Here is a 21,396-nt window from a genome sequence, read left to right on the forward strand (position 1 = left end):
CGTTAAGAAAGGCATAGTGTGACAAAATTTTCGTCGGCAGCTTCGTACTTATTGAAGAAGTTTTGGTTGCTGCTCGCCGTATTACTTGTTCTTTTTGCTCTGGTATTAAGTGCTGCAAGGTATGCCTTGCCTCACATCGAGCACAACAAGCATTTGCTAGAAGATTATATCAACGAGCAGTACGGCGTAAATTTATCTATTGATACGATCCATGCGGTCTGGGAGCGCAGCGGGCCGAGTATTGTGCTTAATTCAGTGTCGTTAGCAAAAGACGATGCATCTCCTGTCGAACTCAATATTCGACAAATTTACGTAGAGCTAGATTTCTGGCAGTCCCTTCGTCAACGGCTTATCTCTTCCCCTCGATTTGAATTGCGCGGGTTGCATCTGGATATCGATGCCGACCGCGTTTCAGGCAGTAGCAAAAATAAGTTTCCAGTCATCAATGCGTTAGAGCGTCTCTTTTTAGAGCAACTGCAAAGCTTCTCTTTAGAAGAGGGGAAAATATCACTAACCCGAAATGGCGATACCAATAGCTTTAATATCGACAGTCTGTCTTGGAATAACCGTGAAGAGCGTCACCAAGGGTTAGGGCGCATGAAAGTTGACGGGGTATCTGCAAACTCTGCGTCTTTTGTTATTGATATTAATGGCTACAAAGATGAGTTTGATGGCGTGTTTTACGCTAAAGCAGAAGACCTAGATATCTCGCCATGGGTAAGTGATTTAATTAAAACTAAACGTCCTTTGGCGCAAAGCAGAGCGAACTTAGAGGTATGGGCAAACTTTTCTGAAACCGCGATAGGCTCGGTTCAAGCCGAACTGAATAACAGTTTGTTCCAATGGGGAAATGAAAGGGTTAAAACCGTAACAGGTATCACGGGAGGGAGCTTACAAGCGATGCCTTCAAGGGATGGCTGGAATGTTCGCGTGGACCAGTTAAAACTTAACTCAAGTAGCGCTACGTTAACAACGGACGTTATTGGCCATGTATCCAATAATGGTAACGCAGTTTTTAACACCGTTAAGCCCGTAGAAATAAACCCTTTTTTATTGCTGCTACCGCTGTTTCTTGATGACACCAATGAAGAAGAAATACGGGCACTCGATCCCAAAGGTGAATTAGCCACGCTACAAGTGCAATGGCAAAATGGTGCTCCTGCGTTAGCGGCTAAAGTGTTAGATCTAACATGGACAAAGACAGCCTCTATCCCAGGGCTCTCGTCACTGGATGCTGACTTTTTTTGGTACAAGCACAATGGGGCAGTATTTTTAGAATCAAGTGACAGTAAGCTCTCTAGCCAGGGCATTATCAAAAAAGATATAAACGTCAATAAAATCGCCGCAGACATCTACATATATCCCCTCTATGAAGAGTCTTCTGACGATGCTGTTATAGAGGGGGCAGCTGACGAACGTGCAACCGTTGCCACAGCGAAGAAACCCGCCGCAGCGAAGAAACGCACGGCATCGGCCCGTCAGTGGGTGCTCAAAGGTGAGAATATTATTGTAGATACCGACAGCGTAGCGCTTACGTCGGCATTTAGCCTCAATACATCTACTAGCCACATGTCGTTGTTCGCAGATATCGACCCCCTGTCTTTAGGTACCGTGAGCGAGCTATTCCCATCTCCGGTAATGAGCGACAATTTAGATAACTATTTAACACGAGCGTTTACTGGTAAAGGCAGTATCGATAAAGCGCGCATTTTGTGGTTTGGAAAAACGAAAGATTTTCCTTTCACCGAAGGACAAGGCGTATTCCAAGCTTACGTGGATATTAAAGACAGTGACTTCTTGTTTTCATCGAAATGGCCCGCGTTAAACGAACTCGACCTTTCGCTGCGCTTTGTGAATGACGGTCTCTATATGTCGACCTCTTCTGCCAAGCTTGCCGATGTGCGAATTGGCGATATGACGGCCAGTATTCCAAAGTTCAAACCCGGCTCAATTCTAACAATCGATGCCACGGGCGAGGGCACAGGTGAGGGGCTCACCCAACTTATGATGGCGTCGTCTATTCAAGATTCGTTGGGCAATGTATTGAACCAAGATGTGCAGGTTTCAGGGCCTCTATCTGCCGATATTCATTTGCATATTCCGCTTAATGGTGAGCAAGTAAGAGCCACAGGTACCGCGGCTTTAGTTGAGAACACCGTATATATCCCTACAACGAAAATGCGCTTTAAAAAGGCCAGCGGGGACATTGCTTTTGATAATGGCAATATTAGCGCGACAGGTTTGTCGGCCCAGTTTTTGAGTCAAGCAGTGTCCATCGACCTTAGTGGCGTTCAAGAGAAAGACTACTCATTAAATGTTCAATTAGCGGGCCTGTGGCATGTTCACCCTCTTGCCAATTATGTGAACACTGAACTTACTGACTACATTGACGGTGAAACTCAGTGGCAAACATCGGTAGATTTAACCTTGGCCAAAGATAGCTTTTCTTACGCCGCTGAATTAACCGCTGACTTAACCGCGACACAAAGTATATTGCCTGCGCCTTTTGAAACTCCGGCGGGTACAAGTTTGCCTTTGTATATTAAAAGCTCAGGAGATCGCCAAGCTTCAAATGTAGTAGCAACACTCGGTAACGATATTCGATTCACTGGCACATTACCTCATCAAGAGATGCAGTTTTCCCGTGCTCACTTAGCGCTGGGCGAAAGTGATATTGCGAATATAGGGACTGGGTTTAGTATTGCGGCGAACCTGGAAAGTGCTAACGTTGCAGAGTGGTTTACCACGGTTTCTATGCTGACATCAGGGGGACAGAAAAATAGAAATGACGCCACTGCAGACAAAGATAGCGAAAGCGGTACCACTAAAGGCGGTATTTTCGGCACTCCCTCAAGAATATTTGCAAAGACTGCAGAGCTGACCTTCGCCGGTCATTCCATTAAAAATGTGCAGATGAATGCACAAGAACGAAATGAAGATTGGTTGCTCGATATTGGTTCTGCCGCTGCACGAGGCACCGTTCGAGTGAATGGAGATTTAGCGCAGCAAGGTATTGAGATAAACGCTGATTACCTCAATTTACCTAAGCCCGACGATAGTGTGCAGGAAACAAAGAGTGACCCTTTTGAACTCGATCCACGCTCGCTTCCGCCAATGTACTTCTACTGTGAAAGCTGTGTATATCACGGTATTGATTTAGGTAAAGTCACGGTTGATATAGCAAAAACGAATAACGGACTGCATGCACGCCAGCTGATGATACGTTCTCCAGAAACTCACGTTACCGCAACGGGGTTTTGGCATTACGTGAACGGTGCTGTTGAGACGAGTATTGAAGGAAGTCTCACATCGCCTGATGTGGGGCAAATGTTGAAAGAGTTCGAAATAGAGTCGGGGATAAAAGACTCTGAAGCCGACGTGGCATTCAATTTCAGCTGGCAAAATTCGCCCATGGACTTTCAACTTGGAAAACTGCAGGGCGATGTAGAATGGTCATTATCTGACGGCTATTTAACTGAATTAAGCGACCAAGGCTCCCGTATATTCACGCTCTTTAGTTTAAATTCATTGGTTAGAAAATTGAGTTTAGATTTCAGAGACGTATTTGCGAAAGGCTTCTTTTACGATGATATGGGCGGTACGCTGAACATTGTTGATGGCAGAGCTTATACCGATGACACGTTAATTGACGGTGGTGCAGGGGAAATTGAAATTACCGGCCTAACTGACCTTGGTACCGGCGGGCTCAACTACAATGTGTCATTTGCGCCAAACGTCACCGGTAACCTGCCTTTCTTAGTTTATTTTTTGGCAACGCCGCCTACCGCCTTGGCTGCGATTGCTATCGATCAGGTGCTTACGTCAGCAAAAGTCATTTCAAATGTGAATTACCGCGTAACAGGCACTATTAGCGAGCCAAAGTTTGACGAGGTAGACCGCAACAGCAAAGATATAAGTTTGCCTGCGCAAAATGTGCCTATCGAAAAAGACCCGTTAGACAGACCGCTAACGCAAGATGATGTACGGCGAATCAAAATGGAGGTGATTGATGGTTAACCTAGTTGCACTGCAAATGACATCTACGCCAGATGTGGATGAAAACCTGGCTGCGGTGTCTAAAGCCATGTCAGAGTCGGACATTGCACCGAACAGCCTTGTAGTGCTGCCAGAATGCTTTGCGTGTTTTGGCGGTAAAGACAAAGGACAGTTGTCTGTAGCAGAAGCAAAAGGGCAGGGGCCAATACAGGCGCATCTGTCAGCGCTAGCAATACGCTATCAATGCTACATTGTGTCTGGCACTTTCCCGGTCAAAACAGCCAATCCAGATCAGTTCTCTGCTGCATGTATGTTGTTTGGACCTGACGGAGCGCTGCTCGCTGATTATCGCAAAATACATATGTTTGATGTATCGGTAAACGATGCCACAGGCAGCTACAAAGAATCGCGCTTTACAGAAGCGGGGAGCGAGGTAGTGACGGTAAACACACCAATTGGCAACATCGGCCTTGCGGTATGTTATGATATTCGTTTTCCAGGTTTATTTACTGCAATGGCGGATATCGACATATTGGTATTGCCAGCGGCATTTACGCAAAAAACCGGTGAAGCTCACTGGCACGCCTTATTAAAAGCGCGAGCAATTGAAAAACAGTGCTTTGTCGTTGCCGCAGGCCAGGTGGGAGTCCACGCCAATGGGCGTGAAACCTATGGCCACAGCATAGTGTTATCTCCGTGGGGAGAAACAGTAGCAGAGCGTGCTGCAGGCAAGGGCGTATTAAAAGCCAGTGTAGATATTGCAGAACGAGAAACCATTAAACAAAATATGCCGGTTGCCGAACATAACCGATTCAGGAGTCACTTTGTCTAAATCTGTAGAGCGTCATTTATTATCAGACTCAGGGCTTGATATTACCAAGCTTGAGAGTGCATTAGCGACAATACATCGCCATGACACTGACTACGCCGATTTGTATTTCCAGTCTAGCCAGCATGAAAGCTGGGTGTTAGAAGACGGTATTATCAAGGAAGGTAGTTACAATATTGAGCGCGGTGTAGGTGTGCGTGCAATCAGTGGTGAAAAAACGGGATTCGCGTATTCTGACGAAATCAGTGAAGACGCGCTAATGAAAGCGTGCAAAGCGGCACGTGGTATTGCACCTAGCGGCGGTACTCAGCAAGTATCAGCATTAGGTGAAAAGCCTCTTACCGCCCGATACAGCGAGAATAACCCAATTCTTGCTATGCAAGATGCTGAGAAAATATCGTTACTTAGGTCGGTCGATGCCTACATTCGCCAACAAGAGCCATCGGTTAATCAGGTGGTGGTCAGTATCAGTGGTGTATATGAAGAAATATTAGTGGCCGGAAGTGACGGCACACTGGCTACCGATATCCGTCCGTTAGTCCGTCTTAACTGCTCTGTATTGCTTGAAAATGGCGATCGTCGTGAGCGTGGCTCTTCTGGTGCGGGTGGTCGTTACGCCTATGCTTTTTTCCAATCAGATGAAAATGGCAAGCCGCTTTACGAAAACTTAGCTGATGAAGCACTTCATATGGCCCGCGTTAATATGCAGGCTGTGGCAGCGCCAGCAGGTGCTATGCCGGTAGTACTCGGAAATGGCTGGCCAGGTGTACTGCTTCACGAAGCTGTGGGGCACGGTTTAGAGGGTGACTTTAACCGCAAAGGTGCGTCAACATTTAGCGGTCGCATTGGCGAGCGTGTGGCAGCAAAAGGCGTAACAGTTGTTGATGATGGCACTTTAAGCGATCGCCGAGGCTCACTGTCGGTAGACGATGAAGGCACAGCAACACAGCACAACGTACTTATTGAAGACGGCATTTTAAAAGGCTACATGCAAGACAAGCACAATGCTAAGTTAATGGGTGTAGCGCCTACAGGCAATGGCCGCAGAGAGTCTTATGCACACTTGCCCATGCCGCGAATGACAAACACTTACATGCTAGAAGGCCAGCACGATCCACAGGAGATAATTGCATCTATCGAAAGAGGTATTTACGCTCCTAATTTTGCCGGTGGTCAGGTAGACATTACGTCGGGTAAATTTGTATTCTCAAGTGCCGAAGCTTACCTCATTGAAAATGGCAAGATTACCGCGCCTGTGAAAGGGGCAACCCTTATCGGCAATGGCCCAGAGGTTATGCAAAAAATCTCAATGATAGGTAACGATGTCGCCCTAGATAAAGGCATTGGTGTGTGTGGTAAAGACGGACAAAGCGTGCCAGTGGGCGTTGGGCAACCTACGCTTAAAATTGATGAACTTACGGTAGGTGGTACGGCATAGTTTTGCTGTGAAATATTTAAGCAAGACACGTTAGAACAAGACACATACTTAGGCCAGAAATAGCATAAGTGACAACCTACACAAAAAAGCACATAGCAAAAAAGGCTGGTAACGAAAGTTATCAGCCTTTTTTATCACTGCTACCGTCTAACTGCGTTAGACATATCAGCTGTCTTGGACAGTGTCCTTTATATATTGAAAAAGCTCTCTAAAGGCTTTTGGCGGCGCATTCTTCTCTCTTTCTTTTTTTACTTGGCGGCTGAATTGACGCAGCTTTTGTCTATCGAACGCGGGGTAGTCTTCAATTAAGCGTTGAATAGCTGGATCGCCTTCTTCAATAACCGACTCTCTCGCTTTTTCAAGCTGATGAAAAGCCGCATTACTTGCTTGATGCTGATGGGCTATTTTTGACAGCGCCTCTTCAATATCGTGGGTATCGCGCTGACGAAGCAATTTACCAATAAACTGCAATTGTCTGCGATAGCCATCTTTTTTCTTATTCACAATACGCGCTATCGCGACTGCATCGGCTAATTCTTCATCCATTGGGATAGTTGCCACATGGGCATCGGTTAACCCTACAATGGTTTCGCCAAGCTTCTGATGCTCCTTTGCCTGACGCTTTAATTCCGTTTTACTAACGAAATCTTCGTCTTCAGACGTGGTTGCTTTGGCGCCTTCAAAGTAAGGATCTTGTGGAGAATTCTGTTTCTGATCACTCATTTCAAACTCATTAGTGTTACACTTTAGCCAAATTGTAACTATCACAGTCGAATATAGACAGCGAAACTTACTATGCAAATTGAGCAACAGCTATCAGAAATTCAGAATGTCGTTGATGATGTACTGAAAATGGCCTTATCAAAAGGCGCAACACAAGCCGAAGCAAGCATGTCTAAGGTACAGGGTATTGCGGTATCCTCACGCATGCAAGAAGTTGAAAACGTTGAGTTTACCAACGACGGCGGACTAGGCATTAGCGTTTACGTAGGTAAGCGCAAAGGCAGTGCATCCACTGCCGACTTAAGTAAAGCGGCGCTTACATTAGCCGTTGAAAAAGCGGTGGATATTGCGCGCTATACCAGTGAAGATCCTTGCACCGGTCTTGCCGATGCAGAGCTTATCGCTACTGAATTCCCAGATTTAGACTTATATCACCCACAAGAGCTTGATACAGAGAAAGCCATCAAGACCACCATCGAAACTGAAGCGGCGGCGATGAATTACGACCCTCGCATTACAAATTCAGATGGCGCGTCGTATAACGCTAATTTAGGTATGCGTGTGTACGGTAATACTCATGGCATAAATACCGGCTATCCCAGCAGTCGTTACAGCTTAAGCTGTATGGTCATTGGCTCTCAAGATAACGATATGCAGCGTGATTATGCCTATACCGTTGACCGCCAGGCGCCGTTGCTTAAATCTGCTGCGTTTGTAGGCCAAGAGGCTGCCAAGGCCACGGTAGACCGTTTAGGTGCTCGCAAAATCAATACCGCTAACGTGCCTGTACTGTTTCATAAAGACCTCGCTTCAAGCTTGTTTGGTCATTATGTTGGTGCCATCAGTGGGGGGAGTTTGTACAGGCGCTCGTCATTTTTGCTCGACAGTTTAGATAAGCAGGTATTTCCTGAGTGGATGAATATTGAAGAGAAGCCCCTTATAAAGTCAGGGCTTGCCAGCTCGAGCTTTGATAACGAAGGGGTATCGTGCTCTGATATGACCATTGTTGATGGCGGTCGCTTAGCCACTTATCTTTATACAACCTACTCGGCGCGCAAACTCAATACCGTGTCTAATGGTCATGCTGGTGGCATACACAACTGGATTGTTGGTGATACGGGACACAGTGATGCCGACTTGCTAAAAGAAATGGGCACAGGACTATTTGTCACTGAGCTTATGGGGCAAGGCGTAAACATTGTTACCGGCGATTATTCACGCGGTGCAGCAGGTTTTTGGGTAGAAAATGGCATTATTCAATACCCAGTTCACGAAATTACCATTGCAGGCGATTTACGTGACATGTTCAAAAATATCGTCGCCATTGGTAAAGACAAAGATGTGCGCGGTAATGTTCAAACTGGTTCAGTGCTGGTTAATCAAATGAAGATTGCTGGCAACTAGGGCGTGTTGATCACCGCTGCAAAAATGTACAGCAAAGATCAACACACCCTACTGTTTGTCTGAAATGCTAGCCTCGCGAAATTCGCGAGGCGGTTTTCCTACCGACTTTTTAAACCGCTTAGAAAATGTAAACACATTTGCATAACCCACGTAATGGGCAATATATGAAATAGGCCACTGTGTTTTTAACAGCAGGTTTCGCGCCCGCTGCATGCGCAAATAAATGACCTGCTGCATGGGACTTCTCCCAAAGTACTTAAGGCATAAGCGATGCAAATGAGGGGCAGAATAATGGGCTTTATTACTTAAGCTCTCAACGCTCCACTGAAACTGTAGTTGATTCTCAACCGCGGCAAATAAAGACTGAAGCCTAACGGCATGTCTATCATTACTCTCATCTTCACTATTTTCTTGGTCGTTTTGGCTTATCACTTGCCGCAGATGACGCCCTATAATTTGTATGGCAGCTTCACGGTTTCTATTATCTTGCTCTAAATACAATAACTCCATAGCGTGATGTAAGGCCGCTAAATTAATATTGCTGATAACCCTTGGATGTTGTTTCGAAAGTCCCTTCCATTGCTCTGTATCTGATAGGTTTAGCCAAATAATATCCCACTTATCACTAGCAATACTCACCTCGAAGCTTTGATAGGCGGGTAGCGTGATAAGCTGACCACCCGTTAAGCTAAACGAGCCATGTGGTGTGCGAAAGCATCCTTCCCCTGATAGCGAGTAAAACAGCGTATGGTTTGGCGGCATCACTCTGCCAACAACGTATTCACCTGATAAGTTTGAACATCCCGCTAGCTCAATATCTAACGCCATTATTTCTGGCGACGTACTACTATCAATAAAGCGCTCGAAGCATTGTTGGCCTATATTAATAATATCCGAAAAAGGTGACTGCATTTATGTTGTTCTGCTTTTGGTAAGGGCGTGTTGATAGTTTTGGATAAAAGTACGAGAGGTTTAAGCATAAAGTAATCAATGCATTTTAGCTATATTGTGATGTATCAAATGCGTTTTCACACAGGAGCCATGCATGGCTGACATCGAACAAGTTGTTTCACAGAAAGATTGGCAAAATCCCCTCGTATATCAACGTAATCGAATCAATGCCCACGCGCCACACAATGGCTTTGTTAGTGAAGACGATGCAGTTCAAAATCGAAATGCCAGTAAGGTTAGCCTAAACGGTAAATGGATGTTTAGGCTATACCCGTCACCGGAGGCTGTCAGCGATGAGTTAATCGCGCAAGCGCTAACAGAAAATGAGGCCAAACAGTGGCAGCCCATTACTGTGCCTTCAAATTGGCAAATGGAAGGCTTCGATAAACCCATTTACTGCAATGTGAAATACCCCTTTGATGTGAATCCCCCTGTAGTGCCAGCAGATAACCCCACAGGATGTTATCGCACAACATTTACCCTAACTGAAAGCAGTCTTTTAAAACGCAATCACATTGTTTTTGAGGGCGTAAATAGTGCATTCCATTTATGGTGTAACGGCAGTTATGTAGGCTACTCACAAGACAGTCGCTTACCTGCTGAGTTTGATTTATCTGCATTGCTTGTAGTAGGCGAAAACCGTTTATCCGTGATGGTGATCAGATGGTCAGACGGTAGCTATTTAGAAGATCAGGATATGTGGTGGCTAAGTGGTATTTTTCGAGATGTAAACTTAGTTTCAAAACCTCAGCATCATATTCAAGATGTGTTTGTCACGCCCACGCTAGATGCATGTTACCGCGATGGTGCACTGTCTGTTCGCACGGCAATTAATGCCCCAGCAAACTATCAGGTTGGCATTCAGCTATTTGATAAAGCACACGCCGTTACCGAACGTGCCGTTGCAGGGACTAACAATAAGCGCGTCGATGAAAAAGGGGGGTGGGATGATGTGGTGTTCCAGAGCTTAGAGGTAAAAGAGCCTAAGCACTGGACCGCGGAAACGCCTTACTTATACCGAATTGTAGTGTCGTTAATTGATGAAGCTGGGCAGGTGGTAGACACAGAGGCCTATCAGGTTGGCTTTCGCACTGTACAAATGAAGGCCGGACAGCTTTGTGTGAATGGGAAACCTTTACTTATCCGAGGGGTAAACCGGCATGAGCATCATGAAACAAAAGGTCATGCCATAAGCGAAAGCGATATGATTGAAGATATTTTGCTACTTAAGCAAAATAACTTTAATGCCGTTCGTACGGCACATTATCCTAATCATCCACGATGGTATGAGCTGTGTGACGAATATGGTCTGTACGTTGTTGATGAAGCAAACATTGAAACCCACGGCATGTTTCCCATGGGTCGCCTATCAAGAGATCCATTGTGGACAGGGGCGTACATGGCCCGCTTCACTCAAATGGTAGAGCGCGATAAAAACCATCCTTCTATCATTATTTGGTCGCTGGGGAACGAGTGTGGTCACGGTCCAACTCATGATGCCATGTACGGCTGGGCAAAATCCTTTGACCCATCAAGGCCTGTGCAATACGAAGGCGGAGGGGCCGATACCACGGCGACCGATATTGTAGCGCCAATGTATTCTCGAGTAGATACCGATGTTCTTGACGATGCAGTGCCAAAGTGGGCGATTAAAAAATGGCTGTCTATGCCAAACGAGACAAGGCCGGTGATATTGTGTGAGTACGCCCATGCAATGGGAAATAGCTTGGGAAGCTTTGACGAGTATTGGAAAGCATTTAAAGCCTATCCTCGTTTACAAGGTGGCTTTATTTGGGATTGGGTTGACCAAGGCCTGAAGAAGCATACCGACAGTGGCGTTCCTTATTGGGCTTATGGCGGCGACTTTGGCGATACCTACAACGACAGGCAGTTTTGTATTAATGGCCTATTATTTCCTGATAGAACGCCTCACCCAGCGTTGTTTGAAGCAAAATACTGTCAGCAACACCTTAGTTTTGAATTATCAGACAAAGCCGGTAGCGAAGGGAAGGTGTATGCGCTTTCTATTTCTAGCGATTATGTATTTAGAACAACGGACAATGAATTATTGCAATGGAGCGTATTAGAAGACGGAGAATGTATTGCGCAAGGTGAGCAGCGTCTATCTATAAATCCTCAGCAAACCGATACCCTTGAGATTACGACGAACGTCACGCACAAGCCCGGTGCTAAATACCACTTAAATGTAGACGTTGTTACCGCAGAAGATTGCCAATGGGCAAAGGCCGGTCACGTGCTCGATACCGAACAGCTATCCATCAAAAACACGGCGGGTATCACACCGTTTACATTGACGTCCATGCAAGAAAGTCGCAACGCAGCCTCAGGAATGGAGCTAACAACAAACGATAGTTTGTTAACCATTACCATTGGAAGTCATGATATTTGCTTTAATAGTGAAAGCGGTCTGCTGACCTCTTGGTTAGTTAACGGTAGCGAAACAGTGAGCGCACCACTAGAAGATAACTTTTTCCGAGCGCCTCTTGATAATGATATTGGTGTTAGCGAAGTGGATAACCCTGATCCTGATGCTTGGGAATCGCGATGGCGACGGGCTGGCATAGGGAAGTGGATACGAAAGTGTACTGGGGTAGAAGTGCTGCAGGGCACCCACGATGTGCGGGTTATATCGCTCTTTGAATACAGTGTTGATGGCGTAATCACGGCTGCAACAAAATGGATTTACACTTTGAATTCTGACGCCGCGTTATCTATTGATATTGAAGTTGTTTTAGCTGATAACCTGCCACCTCTTCCTCGTATTGGTGTGCAGTTTGCCGTACCAAGACAGTCTTTTGTTGAGGATAATAACGATAGCCAAGGTGAAAGCAGTACTTGCGAAAGCGAATTCGAACAGTTTGAGAAGGTGACATGGAAAGGTCTTGGACCATTTGAGAACTATCCAGACAGGCAAGCCGCAGCGAGGTTTGCTCTGCATCAACTCACGATTAAAGACATGCACACCGACTATATTTTCCCCACCGACAATGGCTTGCGAAGCCAGTGTTCAATGTTAAACATTGGCAATACAACGGTTACTGGAGATTTCTATTTCTCAGTAAGTGAATACGGCCAACCGCAGTTAGATGCTGCAAAGCATACTTGCGACCTTAGCCCACGTGACTGTATTTTTGTATATATTGACCATGCACATATGGGGGTAGGCGGAGATGATTCTTGGAGCCCAAGTACGCATAAAGAGTTTCTGCTTGAGAAGAAGCGGTATTCATATTCACTCACGCTTACTGCCAATTAACAAAGGCAATAAGTGACTGAGGGAGGCAAGAGTCTAAGGAAGATAAAAGGCTAAGGAGGATAAAAGTTACTGAGTCCTTCGAACGCCAAGAAGAGTCTGCAAAATAAAAAAGCCGCTACATAGTAGCGGCTTTCTCGTTAATCAGATTGGTAACAACGTACCTTTCTAATTGTTCTATCAGTTCAGTGGCGATTAGCCATCTACCTGCCCGCAAAAGCGATATCCTTCACCGTGGATAGTCACAATCAGTTCTTCTTCAGAAGGATGTGATTCAAAGTGCTTGCGGATACGTCTAATGGTGACATCTACGGTACGGTCATTAGGGCGCAATTCGCGACCGGTCATTTCCATAATAAGCTGCTCGCGAGTAAGTATTTTTCCAGGGTTGCTTAAAAATAAATGCAACGCACGGAACTCACTGCGAGGTAAACGGAACTCTTTGCCGGTGGGCGAGATAAGCGAGCGGCTGTCGCCGTCTAGTATCCAGCCGTTGAAATTAACGCGGCTTGGTAAATCATCATCTTCAGAAGAGTTTGTTGTTCTAGACAACAAATTACGGGCTCTTATGGTTAGCTCTCTTGGGTTAAATGGCTTAGTAAGATAATCATCTGCACCAATTTCCAAACCTAGAATGCGATCTACGTCGTTGTCGCGACCCGTTAGGAAAATTAATCCAACATTTTTACGGTCGCGCACTTCTCGCGCTAATATAAGGCCATTTTTACCCGGTAGGTTGATATCCATAATGACCAAATTGATTGCGTGATTCTCGAAGAAATCGTGCATTTGGTTGCCGTTTTCAGCTTCAAATACATTGTACCCTTCCGCTTCAAATAAACTTTTTAGCGTGGTACGGGTTACCACTTCATCTTCAACAATTAACACATTTGGCGTTTGCATGGTGTTCTACACTCTTTCAAAAATACGGTTTAAGCAACTAACTGGTTAAAGTTTAATATTCATACACTTATTTGCAAGTAACTTATGAATATCGCTACTGTTAGGATTTTGGGGTTAGCCAACAAATTTCAACAAAAGTTCATACTTTATACAGTGACTACACATTTTTCGCATCAGAAACGGGGAATATAATTACAAATTCCACTCCGTTGCCTTCTTCGCTCGTTAAGGTAATAGAGCCAAGAAGTGCTTGTGTCACTAAGTTGTATACGAGATGCATACCTAGACCGGAGCCACCTTGTCCACGCTTCGTTGTTACGAAGGGATCGAAGATACGCTTGCGGATCTCAGGCGGTATGCCTTTACCATCATCGGAATAAACTAATTTTAATTTGTCGTCACTAACTAATTCAGCACGAATATTTATCGTGCCTGTTTCCATGAATTCAAATCCATGGATAACGGAATTCATTATTAGATTAATCAATATTTGATTAATTGGGCCAGCCTTGGTTTCAACGCTTAAGGTAGGGTCGCATTTCACGTTGATGTTGTGTTTTAATTTTTTGAGCCGAGGCTGTAACGAGAGTAGTATCTCATTAACTAGCTGTTCAACGCAAAAACTTCGACTATTTTCTGAAGATTGGTCTACCGCGACCTGTTTAAAGCTCGATATAAGCTCAGCAGCGCGGTTTAAATTGCGATATATGATGTTTAAGTTCTCGTTGCTTTCATCAATAAAGCGTTTCATTGCGCTTGCTTTCAACGTTTTGTCTTCGAAACCTTTCTGAATAACTGCTAATCGGTCTAACATCATGGTTGAGGCAGTAACCCCTAACCCAATTGGCGTATTCACTTCGTGTGCCACTCCAGCTACCATATCGCCAAGTGACGCCATCTTTTCATTCTGTACAATTTGTCTTTGGAATTGATGCAGCTTTTCTAAGGTTTGTATAAGTTCGCGATTCGCGTCTTTAAGCGCAGTGGTTCGCTCATTAACCATCTCTTCTAAACTTGAATTAAGCTTGCGATGACGCTCTTCAGCCTGCTGCTGCATCTCCATATACTCTTGCATTCGATAAAGCATAACGTTTATCGCATCAGCTAACGTGTCTAACTCTTGTATTTTTGACCCTCTCGCACGGGATGAGTAATCTCGGTGCCGTGAAGTTTGCTGAAGAAAGTGAGTTAATGACTGAATTGGACTCGAAATGCCTAATTGCATTTTAAATGCGGTGTAAAAGGCAATGAACAGCAGTATGACAACCGCGGCAAGATGGGTAAATATGGCTCTTTGTGTAATGCTATTAAACTCCCTTGTAGAGAGTCTCAGGTATACCCAACCCAAGTGTATGCCGGTTTCTGCATCAAACGACTTCGTACTTACTTCTAAATAATCCCCGGTATCCGAAATGGTAGGGTTTAGCAGCAGTGACTCTAATTGTGCTTCTTTACCGCCGGTCATGAGCTGACCTACTTTGTTATATGACGCAAATATTTGCGGCACTTCCACATTAGCCTGCTGCCGATTCTTTTTACGGTATACATGGGCATTGAGTACATAAGGGGCCGCAACGAGATGGCCCAACTCTTTTGCTATGCCTTCGTCTTTATTATTGAAAATATATTGGGAAGAGGTTCGGGCGACAAGGTCAGACAGCACAAAGGCTGTGTTATTGAGTTCGTTGCGATAATTATCTATTTGCATGTACAAAGACAAACAAGACAGTATCGCAAGCGACACAGTGACCACAGACATCACAGTCCACAAAAATACGTTGCGTATAGAAAGCTTGCTTGCTTTGTCTGTCATGTCCGTTTTATTTTCAATCCACTTTGCTATGCCATTTTAATATTGGCGCATATCTTGGCAAAAAGAAAGGTAAGTAAACACAATAATTTATGTGTTACTCAGCGCATTAATTCCACATGCTGCGGTACAGTTTTTGGTAATTCTGCGCCGCAGTGTGCCATGTAAAGCGTGTTTTCATTCCACGAATTTGCATTGCCCTAAAAGCGTCCCTATCTTCATAAAAGGCAAGCAATGCTCTGCGAATGCAGCTAAGCAACGCGGCAGGTGATGGTTCATCAAACACGAAGCCAGTGCGCAGGCTGTTGTTGCCGGTATCGACAACGGTGTCTTTCAATCCACCTACAGAGCGCACTATGGGTATAGTGCCATATGCAAGGCTGTACATCTGATTTAAGCCGCAAGGCTCAAATTGAGATGGCATTAAAAAGAAGTCTGCGCCTGCTTCAACCAAATGAGCATGCTCTGAACTAAAACCATTGATGAACGCAAACTGATTAGGGTGCTGCTGAGCAAATTCGCCCAAGTCCATACACACCTTTGGATCGCCCGTGCCTACAATAACCATTTGAATATTGTGCGCAATCAGGTCGTCGAGAATAGGGAGTATATAACTGAATCCCTTTTGCTCAGTGAGTCGACACACCATGCCGATAAGAGGCACGTTAACGTTCTCTGGTAAATCAGATTTTTGTTGCAGCACTTTTTTACAGGTTTGCTTGGCGTGTAAATTATCTACCGTGTAGTTTTCAGGCAGAAATGAATCTGTTTCGGGGTTCCACTGGGTATAGTCACATCCGTTTAATATACCGCTTAAATCATTTTTGCGATTTACCAATCGCTCGTGGAGCCCGTGACTGCCTAGGTCAGTGAGAAGCTCAGTAGCATAGTTGGGACTTACGGTAGTGACCTTGGTGGCAAATTCAATGCCGCTTTGTAGCATATTGATATAGCCGCCATGAACCTGACTACCAATATCGGGATGATGACGCAAAAACGGAATAGCATCTAGTTTATGTACGCCCTGAAATGCGGCATTGTGAATAGTAAAAACGGTTTTGGTATTATCGAAATAGTCAGTTTTTTCATTCGACAATAAAAACGGAAGCATCGCCGTGTGCCAATCATGGCAATGAATGACTTGGGGCTTAAGAGAAAGTGCTTTTAGTGCATGCAGCACCGCGCCACTGAAAAAACTAAACCGCTCGCCATTGTCGCTGAAGGCATCGTATGCGTCGGAATAAAGGCCGTCGCGCATGAAAAAGTCTGGGGCGTCGATGAAGTAAATCGGTATGCCGTGCCACTGAAGGTGCTTTAGCTTGAAATGATACACTTTACCTTCGGTGAAAAGGGTGTGTACCTCCTCGTCTTCAGGTAAGTCTAACTGTTCTTTCAGCGTCTTGTAGTACGGCATAACAATACAGATGTTTTCATCGAGCGCCTGTAATGCCAAGGGGAGTGCTTTACCTACGTCAGCGAGACCACCCGTTTTTACGAGTTCCTCTACTTCCGAGATAGCAAATACAATGTCCACGGGTTATCCCTTCTATAATCACTGCTAAAGTGTCAACGGTTACGTATGAGCAAATATACATTGCTTCGTTTAACTAACAAGCTACCAGTACGATATAAATTGTTTAACTAGGATGCAAAGCTTATCCGTTTTTTATTTTACTCCCCCCAGCTTAGTCCTTATAGCGATGCATCATAAATTGAGAACTGCGATGTTTGCGCTTTGGTGTAAACCGTTGCAAACTCCTCTGCCAACAAACCCGGATAGGGCAGAAAACGGTTGGCAACCATTTGCAATGTCCCTTTAGAGGTAAGCTGTTTTTTTGCATCAGAAATAAAACGCTTTGTAATGGTGTAATCGGTTTTTATCCCGGTGTGGAATGGCGGGTTTGTTATAATATGCTGCACCTTTTGAGATACACCATGTAAGCCGTCGGCCGCAAAAATCGTAGCGCTTAGTTCATTTTCCGCAAGAGTTAGTGCGCTGCAGTAGAGGGCTAGTGCGCTAACGTCAGATAAGAAAAATGTTAAGTGAGGATATCTGAGCATAAGGTAGCTAGCTATAACACCTGCACCGCAGGCAAAGTCTAGTACGTTGCCCCGCATAGACGTAGAGTGCTTTTGAAGCAGCAACAACGTGCCGGCATCGAGCTCTTTATGGCTAAACACGCCAGGCATTGACGTTACATTCCACGAGGTTTCGTCTACTTCATAAAGATTAACGTCTACCCAAGCATCAGGCTCAAAAGCGCCATGGGTTTGTTCAAGTACCACGGTAACTAAACTGCAGTGTCGAGCAGAGTCAATTTTTTGAGGAGAGCCATACTGCTGCATGAGCTTCGCGGCGCTCTTTATTCCACCTTTATTTTCACCAACAACATGAATTCGCCCGTGCTCTCCCACCATACCTGCAGCCATGCGCAGTAGCAATTGGAAGTGGGTTTTCGCCTTTGGCAAAAACAACATGACATCGGTAAATGCATTTTCGGTGGTAACAAAAGGTGCAAAAGTATGCGTGTGGTTACCAACCTTTTGCGTTACTTCAAAACCCGACTTGTCGATATCTCGGCTGTCTAGAGTTACAGAAGGTATTACCCTTACACTTTCTGCAAAAATATCAAAATACTGATGAATAACCGTAATTTCGGATGACTTCAAACCATCCAGAAAGTAGGCATCTGAAGGATTAACAAACGCCCATTTTCCTTCTTCAAATAATGAGATGTTTCGCTCAAGAAGTTGGCTTTGAGGAGATAAAATCATTAAGAGGTTCGCTCATAAATAAGATCCCAAACGCCGTGACCTAACTTTTGTCCGCGGGTTTCAAATTTAGTGATGGGGCGGTAGTCAGGGCGAGGCACGTAATCGCCTTCAGGTGCTGTATTGGTATAGCCTTCGTTGGCATTGGCAACTTCAGCCATATGCTGCGCATACGGTTCCCAATCTGTTGCCATATGCAGGTGTCCGCCTATCGCTAGCTTGGTTCGTATTAATTCTACAAACTCAGCTTGTACAATTCGACGTTTGTGGTGGCGCTTTTTATGCCAAGGGTCGGGGAAAAATAGTTGCAGGCGCGACAAGCTCTCCTGGGGTAGCATATTTTTGAGAACTTCAACCGCATCGTGTTCCATTACGCGAAGATTGGTTAGTCCTAGTTCACCTGCATCTCCTAAGCATGCGCCTACGCCAGGTCGGTGAACCTCTATACCGATAAAGTCTTTCTCTGGTGAAGCTGCAGCCATCTCAACCAGCGACTTACCCATGCCGAAACCTATCTCAACGACTACAGGTGCCTCGCGGCCAAACAGCTCAGACAAAGAAATAGGCGTATCACAATAGTCTATTCCCATGGTTGGCCAGTGTTCCTCTAGCGCTTTTTCTTGTCCTTTTGTAAGCCGACCTTCGCGCTTAACGTAGCTTTTTACTTTACTGATATATACACCGGCAGCTTCTGCTTCTGCCTGACTTTTGAATTGCCTCATTTGCAATGCCTTTCATACCCAATTTTATGCTGGCGCATTATCCACTTACCCACCTTATATGCAACGCTAGAATACAAATTCTGTGTTATTTTTGTACGCCAATGCACTTGCCAACAATAGTCGCTAACTGGCTGGTTTGTTCAAGTGGGATCATGTGCCCCGTGTTTTCAAATTCATACAGTGATGCATTAGGTAGCGACTTCGCTGCGTACCTAAGCGAATCTATGTGTGCAATATTGTCATCAATTGCGCCTACAAGTGTTACTGGCGCATTAATCTTTTCTAGTAATTTAAGTGTATTCTCTCTTGGTGTCGTGGCAAGTGTGTGCGCTAACAACGTGCTTTTTCCTAAATCTTTAGCCATGGACGTAACGACTTCAGTCACGTTTGTGTCTGCTAAGCGGGAAGGGTGGATAAAGCGAGCAAGATAGTTGTGGTTGTCAGGTTTAAATTGCCCTTTTTTAAGGCTTTTGACCATGGTTTCACGCTGGCTTATTTCATTTGCCGACAAACCAGCAGGATCGTATGCAATTAGCGTGATAGAAGCGATATTCGCCTTATTTCGAGCGGCGATAAGCGAAGCGATGTAGCCACCCATGGAATAGCCAACAAGGTGCACTTTTTCATCAGCAAGTATTCGGTCTTCGCTTAGTGCAAGCATGTCGTCTTTCGAGGTTGCCCACTGCAGAGGAACAAAGCGACGTTGGGCTATAGAAAGCTGCCGCCAGAGGGGCATAAAGATGCGTTCGTCACAAAGAGTTCCGGGGAAAAATAATACGGGGGCTTGTGCAGACACGCGATACCTTAAATAAAAACGAAGAAGAGCGTACATGCTACCATAGCGCACAGTGAATAGAATGTTTATTCAAACTGGTAAATGAAGGTGTTTTAGCAAGTGAATAATACACAAGGTATAGACGTAAGTTTCAGAATAATATGACAAAAACAATGCACAATAACAGTTTTGCACAACGGGTTTTAGCGTGGTTCGATGAGCATGGTAGAAAGCATTTACCGTGGCAGCAAGATGTGACGCCCTATAAGGTGTGGGTATCTGAAATCATGCTGCAGCAAACGCAGGTTGCCACCGTTATCCCATACTTCAATCGATTTATGGCGTCATACCCAAGCGTATTCGAGCTAGCCAATGCATCGCAAGATGACGTGTTGCATCATTGGACGGGGCTTGGCTATTACGCTCGTGCTCGAAACCTGCATAAAGCGGCTAAAACACTGGTTGATGATTACGAAGGCGTTTTTCCTCCCACACTTGACGAAGTGGTGTCGCTTCCCGGTATAGGCCGCTCTACCGCGGGGGCCATACTTTCGCTATCAAGAGACGAGCGTTATCCCATTTTAGATGGCAACGTAAAGCGTGTGTTAGCGCGTTATTATGCTATTGAAGGATGGCCCGGGCAAAAAGCCGTAGAGAATGCCCTGTGGGAAGTGGCTGAGAAAAATACGCCACAAAATCGCTGTGCGAACTACACTCAGGTGATGATGGATTTAGGTGCCATGGTCTGCACCCGCAGCAAGCCAAAGTGTGATGAGTGCCCTTTACAACGTGATTGCGTGGCTTTTGCACAAGGTAAGCAAACTGACTATCCGGGTAAGAAACCTAAAAAAGTAACGCCGGTTAGACAAACCTACATGCTCATCCCTATGTTTGGGCAGCAAGTGTTTCTAGAGCAGCGTCCTCAAAGTGGTATCTGGGGAGGCTTATACGGGTTTTTAGAAGCGCAATCTGCTGAAGAGGGTATATCGTTACTTGCTCAAAGGGGCATTGAAGTAGAGGAAATACAGCAACTAGATGAATTCAGACACACATTTAGCCATTTTCATTTAGATATAACCCCGCTTATCGCCGTGGTAAACTCAACGCCACAAAAGCGGGTGGCAGAAAATGAGTCGAGATGGTTCTTGCTTGATGAGCCTATTGAAGTGGGTTTAGCTGCCCCAACAACAAAGATAATCAAAACACTGGCAAAATAAGTCGCGCACACTGTCGCGATTGGTGTTTATAAGATAAGACAATAGAGGTGCATGATGGGTAGAACGGTTTTTTGTCATAATTTGCAAAAAGACGCCGACGGTTTAGATTTTCAACTTTATCCAGGAGAGCTAGGTAAGCGGATATTCGATAACATATCGAAAGAAGCCTGGGGCAATTGGCAGAAAAAGCAGACTATGTTAATTAACGAACATAAGCTGAATATGATGGAGCCAGAAGCCAGAGCGTTTTTAGAAGAAAGAATGTCGGCATACTTGTTTGACGGCGTTGAACCGACAATTGAAGGCTATGTTCCGCCGGAAAAATAACCAAAATGCCACATTTTGTGTAAACAATGTGCAAACGGTCACAAAAGTGAAAAAAAAGCGGGTAAAACGGTTGACTTGTTAGGCCGAAATCCGTTTAATACGCACCCATAGCAGCACAGGCCGAAAACGCTTGTAACGCAAACGAGTTTCGCCTCGATAGCTCAGTTGGTAGAGCAGCGGATTGAAAATCCGCGTGTCCCTGGTTCGATCCCGGGTCGAGGCACCATTATTCAAGAAGCCCTGTACGAAAGTACG

15 protein-coding genes and 1 tRNA gene are annotated in these 21,396 nt (G+C 45.1%); 8 read left to right on the forward strand and 8 right to left on the reverse strand.

Translation table 11 applies throughout. The annotated features are described in order from the left end of the window. Positions 1-18: 18 nt before the first annotated feature. The 3 genes from AC27HD_RS11565 to tldD are packed head-to-tail and all read left to right on the forward strand — an operon-like array spanning position 19 to position 6,263. Positions 19-4,017 (forward strand): YhdP family protein, encoded by a 3,999-nt coding sequence (locus AC27HD_RS11565; RefSeq protein WP_487105966.1) that lies wholly within the window; start codon positions 19-21, stop codon positions 4,015-4,017. After that, on the forward strand, positions 4,010-4,828 hold the full coding sequence (locus AC27HD_RS11570) for a carbon-nitrogen hydrolase family protein (protein ID WP_487105968.1): 819 nt from the start codon (positions 4,010-4,012) through the stop codon (positions 4,826-4,828). Before AC27HD_RS11565 ends, AC27HD_RS11570 begins: the two co-directional genes overlap by 8 nt. Then, positions 4,821-6,263 carry a metalloprotease TldD gene (gene tldD, locus AC27HD_RS11575; RefSeq protein WP_032094818.1) on the forward strand — a complete coding sequence of 481 codons (1,443 nt, stop codon included), beginning with the start codon at positions 4,821-4,823 and terminating at the stop codon, positions 6,261-6,263. Before AC27HD_RS11570 ends, tldD begins: the two co-directional genes overlap by 8 nt. A gap of 165 nt (positions 6,264-6,428) precedes the next feature. Here tldD and yjgA read toward each other — a convergent pair whose 3' ends face one another. Continuing rightward, complete coding sequence (gene yjgA / locus AC27HD_RS11580; protein WP_032094819.1) at positions 6,429-6,986, reverse strand: ribosome biogenesis factor YjgA; 558 nt, start codon at positions 6,984-6,986, stop codon at positions 6,429-6,431. A 72-nt stretch (positions 6,987-7,058) separates the two neighbouring features. On the opposite strand from yjgA, the gene pmbA reads away from it, so the two are divergent. Continuing rightward, positions 7,059-8,390 (forward strand): metalloprotease PmbA, encoded by a 1,332-nt coding sequence (gene pmbA / locus AC27HD_RS11585; protein ID WP_487105970.1) that lies wholly within the window; start codon positions 7,059-7,061, stop codon positions 8,388-8,390. A 48-nt stretch (positions 8,391-8,438) separates the two neighbouring features. On the opposite strand, the gene AC27HD_RS11590 is transcribed toward pmbA, so the two are convergent. Then, positions 8,439-9,302, reverse strand: a complete 864-nt coding sequence (locus AC27HD_RS11590) for a helix-turn-helix transcriptional regulator (RefSeq protein ID WP_032094821.1) — start codon at positions 9,300-9,302, stop codon at positions 8,439-8,441. A gap of 133 nt (positions 9,303-9,435) precedes the next feature. Between AC27HD_RS11590 and AC27HD_RS11595 the strand changes: the two genes are divergently transcribed. Beyond that, a complete protein-coding gene (locus AC27HD_RS11595) occupies positions 9,436-12,618 on the forward strand; it encodes a beta-galactosidase (protein ID WP_487105972.1) in 3,183 nt (1,060 codons plus the stop codon). A gap of 192 nt (positions 12,619-12,810) precedes the next feature. On the opposite strand, the gene arcA is transcribed toward AC27HD_RS11595, so the two are convergent. From arcA to AC27HD_RS11625, 6 genes are all read right to left on the reverse strand, one after another. Next, entirely contained in the window at positions 12,811-13,518 is a 708-nt protein-coding gene (arcA, locus tag AC27HD_RS11600) for a two-component system response regulator ArcA (protein ID WP_032094823.1), read from the reverse strand. A 157-nt stretch (positions 13,519-13,675) separates the two neighbouring features. After that, the gene (locus AC27HD_RS11605; RefSeq protein ID WP_487105974.1) at positions 13,676-15,331 is read right to left on the reverse strand and encodes a sensor histidine kinase; all 1,656 of its coding nucleotides are present in this window, start codon (positions 15,329-15,331) and stop codon (positions 13,676-13,678) included. A gap of 106 nt (positions 15,332-15,437) precedes the next feature. Continuing rightward, entirely contained in the window at positions 15,438-16,862 is a 1,425-nt protein-coding gene (glgA, locus tag AC27HD_RS11610) for a glycogen synthase GlgA (RefSeq protein WP_487105976.1), read from the reverse strand. Between the two features lie 158 nt (positions 16,863-17,020). Beyond that, positions 17,021-18,103 (reverse strand): methyltransferase, encoded by a 1,083-nt coding sequence (locus tag AC27HD_RS11615; protein WP_487105978.1) that lies wholly within the window; start codon positions 18,101-18,103, stop codon positions 17,021-17,023. After that, complete coding sequence (trmB, locus tag AC27HD_RS11620) at positions 18,103-18,822, reverse strand: tRNA (guanosine(46)-N7)-methyltransferase TrmB (protein WP_032094827.1); 720 nt, start codon at positions 18,820-18,822, stop codon at positions 18,103-18,105. The genes AC27HD_RS11615 and trmB overlap by 1 nt, the downstream gene beginning before the upstream one ends. Before the next feature lie 85 nt (positions 18,823-18,907). After that, a complete protein-coding gene (locus tag AC27HD_RS11625; protein ID WP_032094828.1) occupies positions 18,908-19,618 on the reverse strand; it encodes an alpha/beta fold hydrolase in 711 nt (236 codons plus the stop codon). Between the two features lie 140 nt (positions 19,619-19,758). Between AC27HD_RS11625 and mutY the strand changes: the two genes are divergently transcribed. From mutY to AC27HD_RS11640, 3 genes are all read left to right on the forward strand, one after another. After that, positions 19,759-20,814, forward strand: coding sequence for an A/G-specific adenine glycosylase (gene mutY, locus AC27HD_RS11630; protein ID WP_032094829.1), 1,056 nt, complete (start codon positions 19,759-19,761; stop codon positions 20,812-20,814). A 54-nt stretch (positions 20,815-20,868) separates the two neighbouring features. Beyond that, complete coding sequence (locus AC27HD_RS11635; protein WP_032094830.1) at positions 20,869-21,141, forward strand: oxidative damage protection protein; 273 nt, start codon at positions 20,869-20,871, stop codon at positions 21,139-21,141. Between the two features lie 150 nt (positions 21,142-21,291). Then, positions 21,292-21,367, forward strand: a tRNA-Phe gene (locus AC27HD_RS11640). Positions 21,368-21,396 lie beyond the last annotated feature (29 nt).

This window comes from Alteromonas sp. 4NS20-0143 (assembly GCF_057542855.1).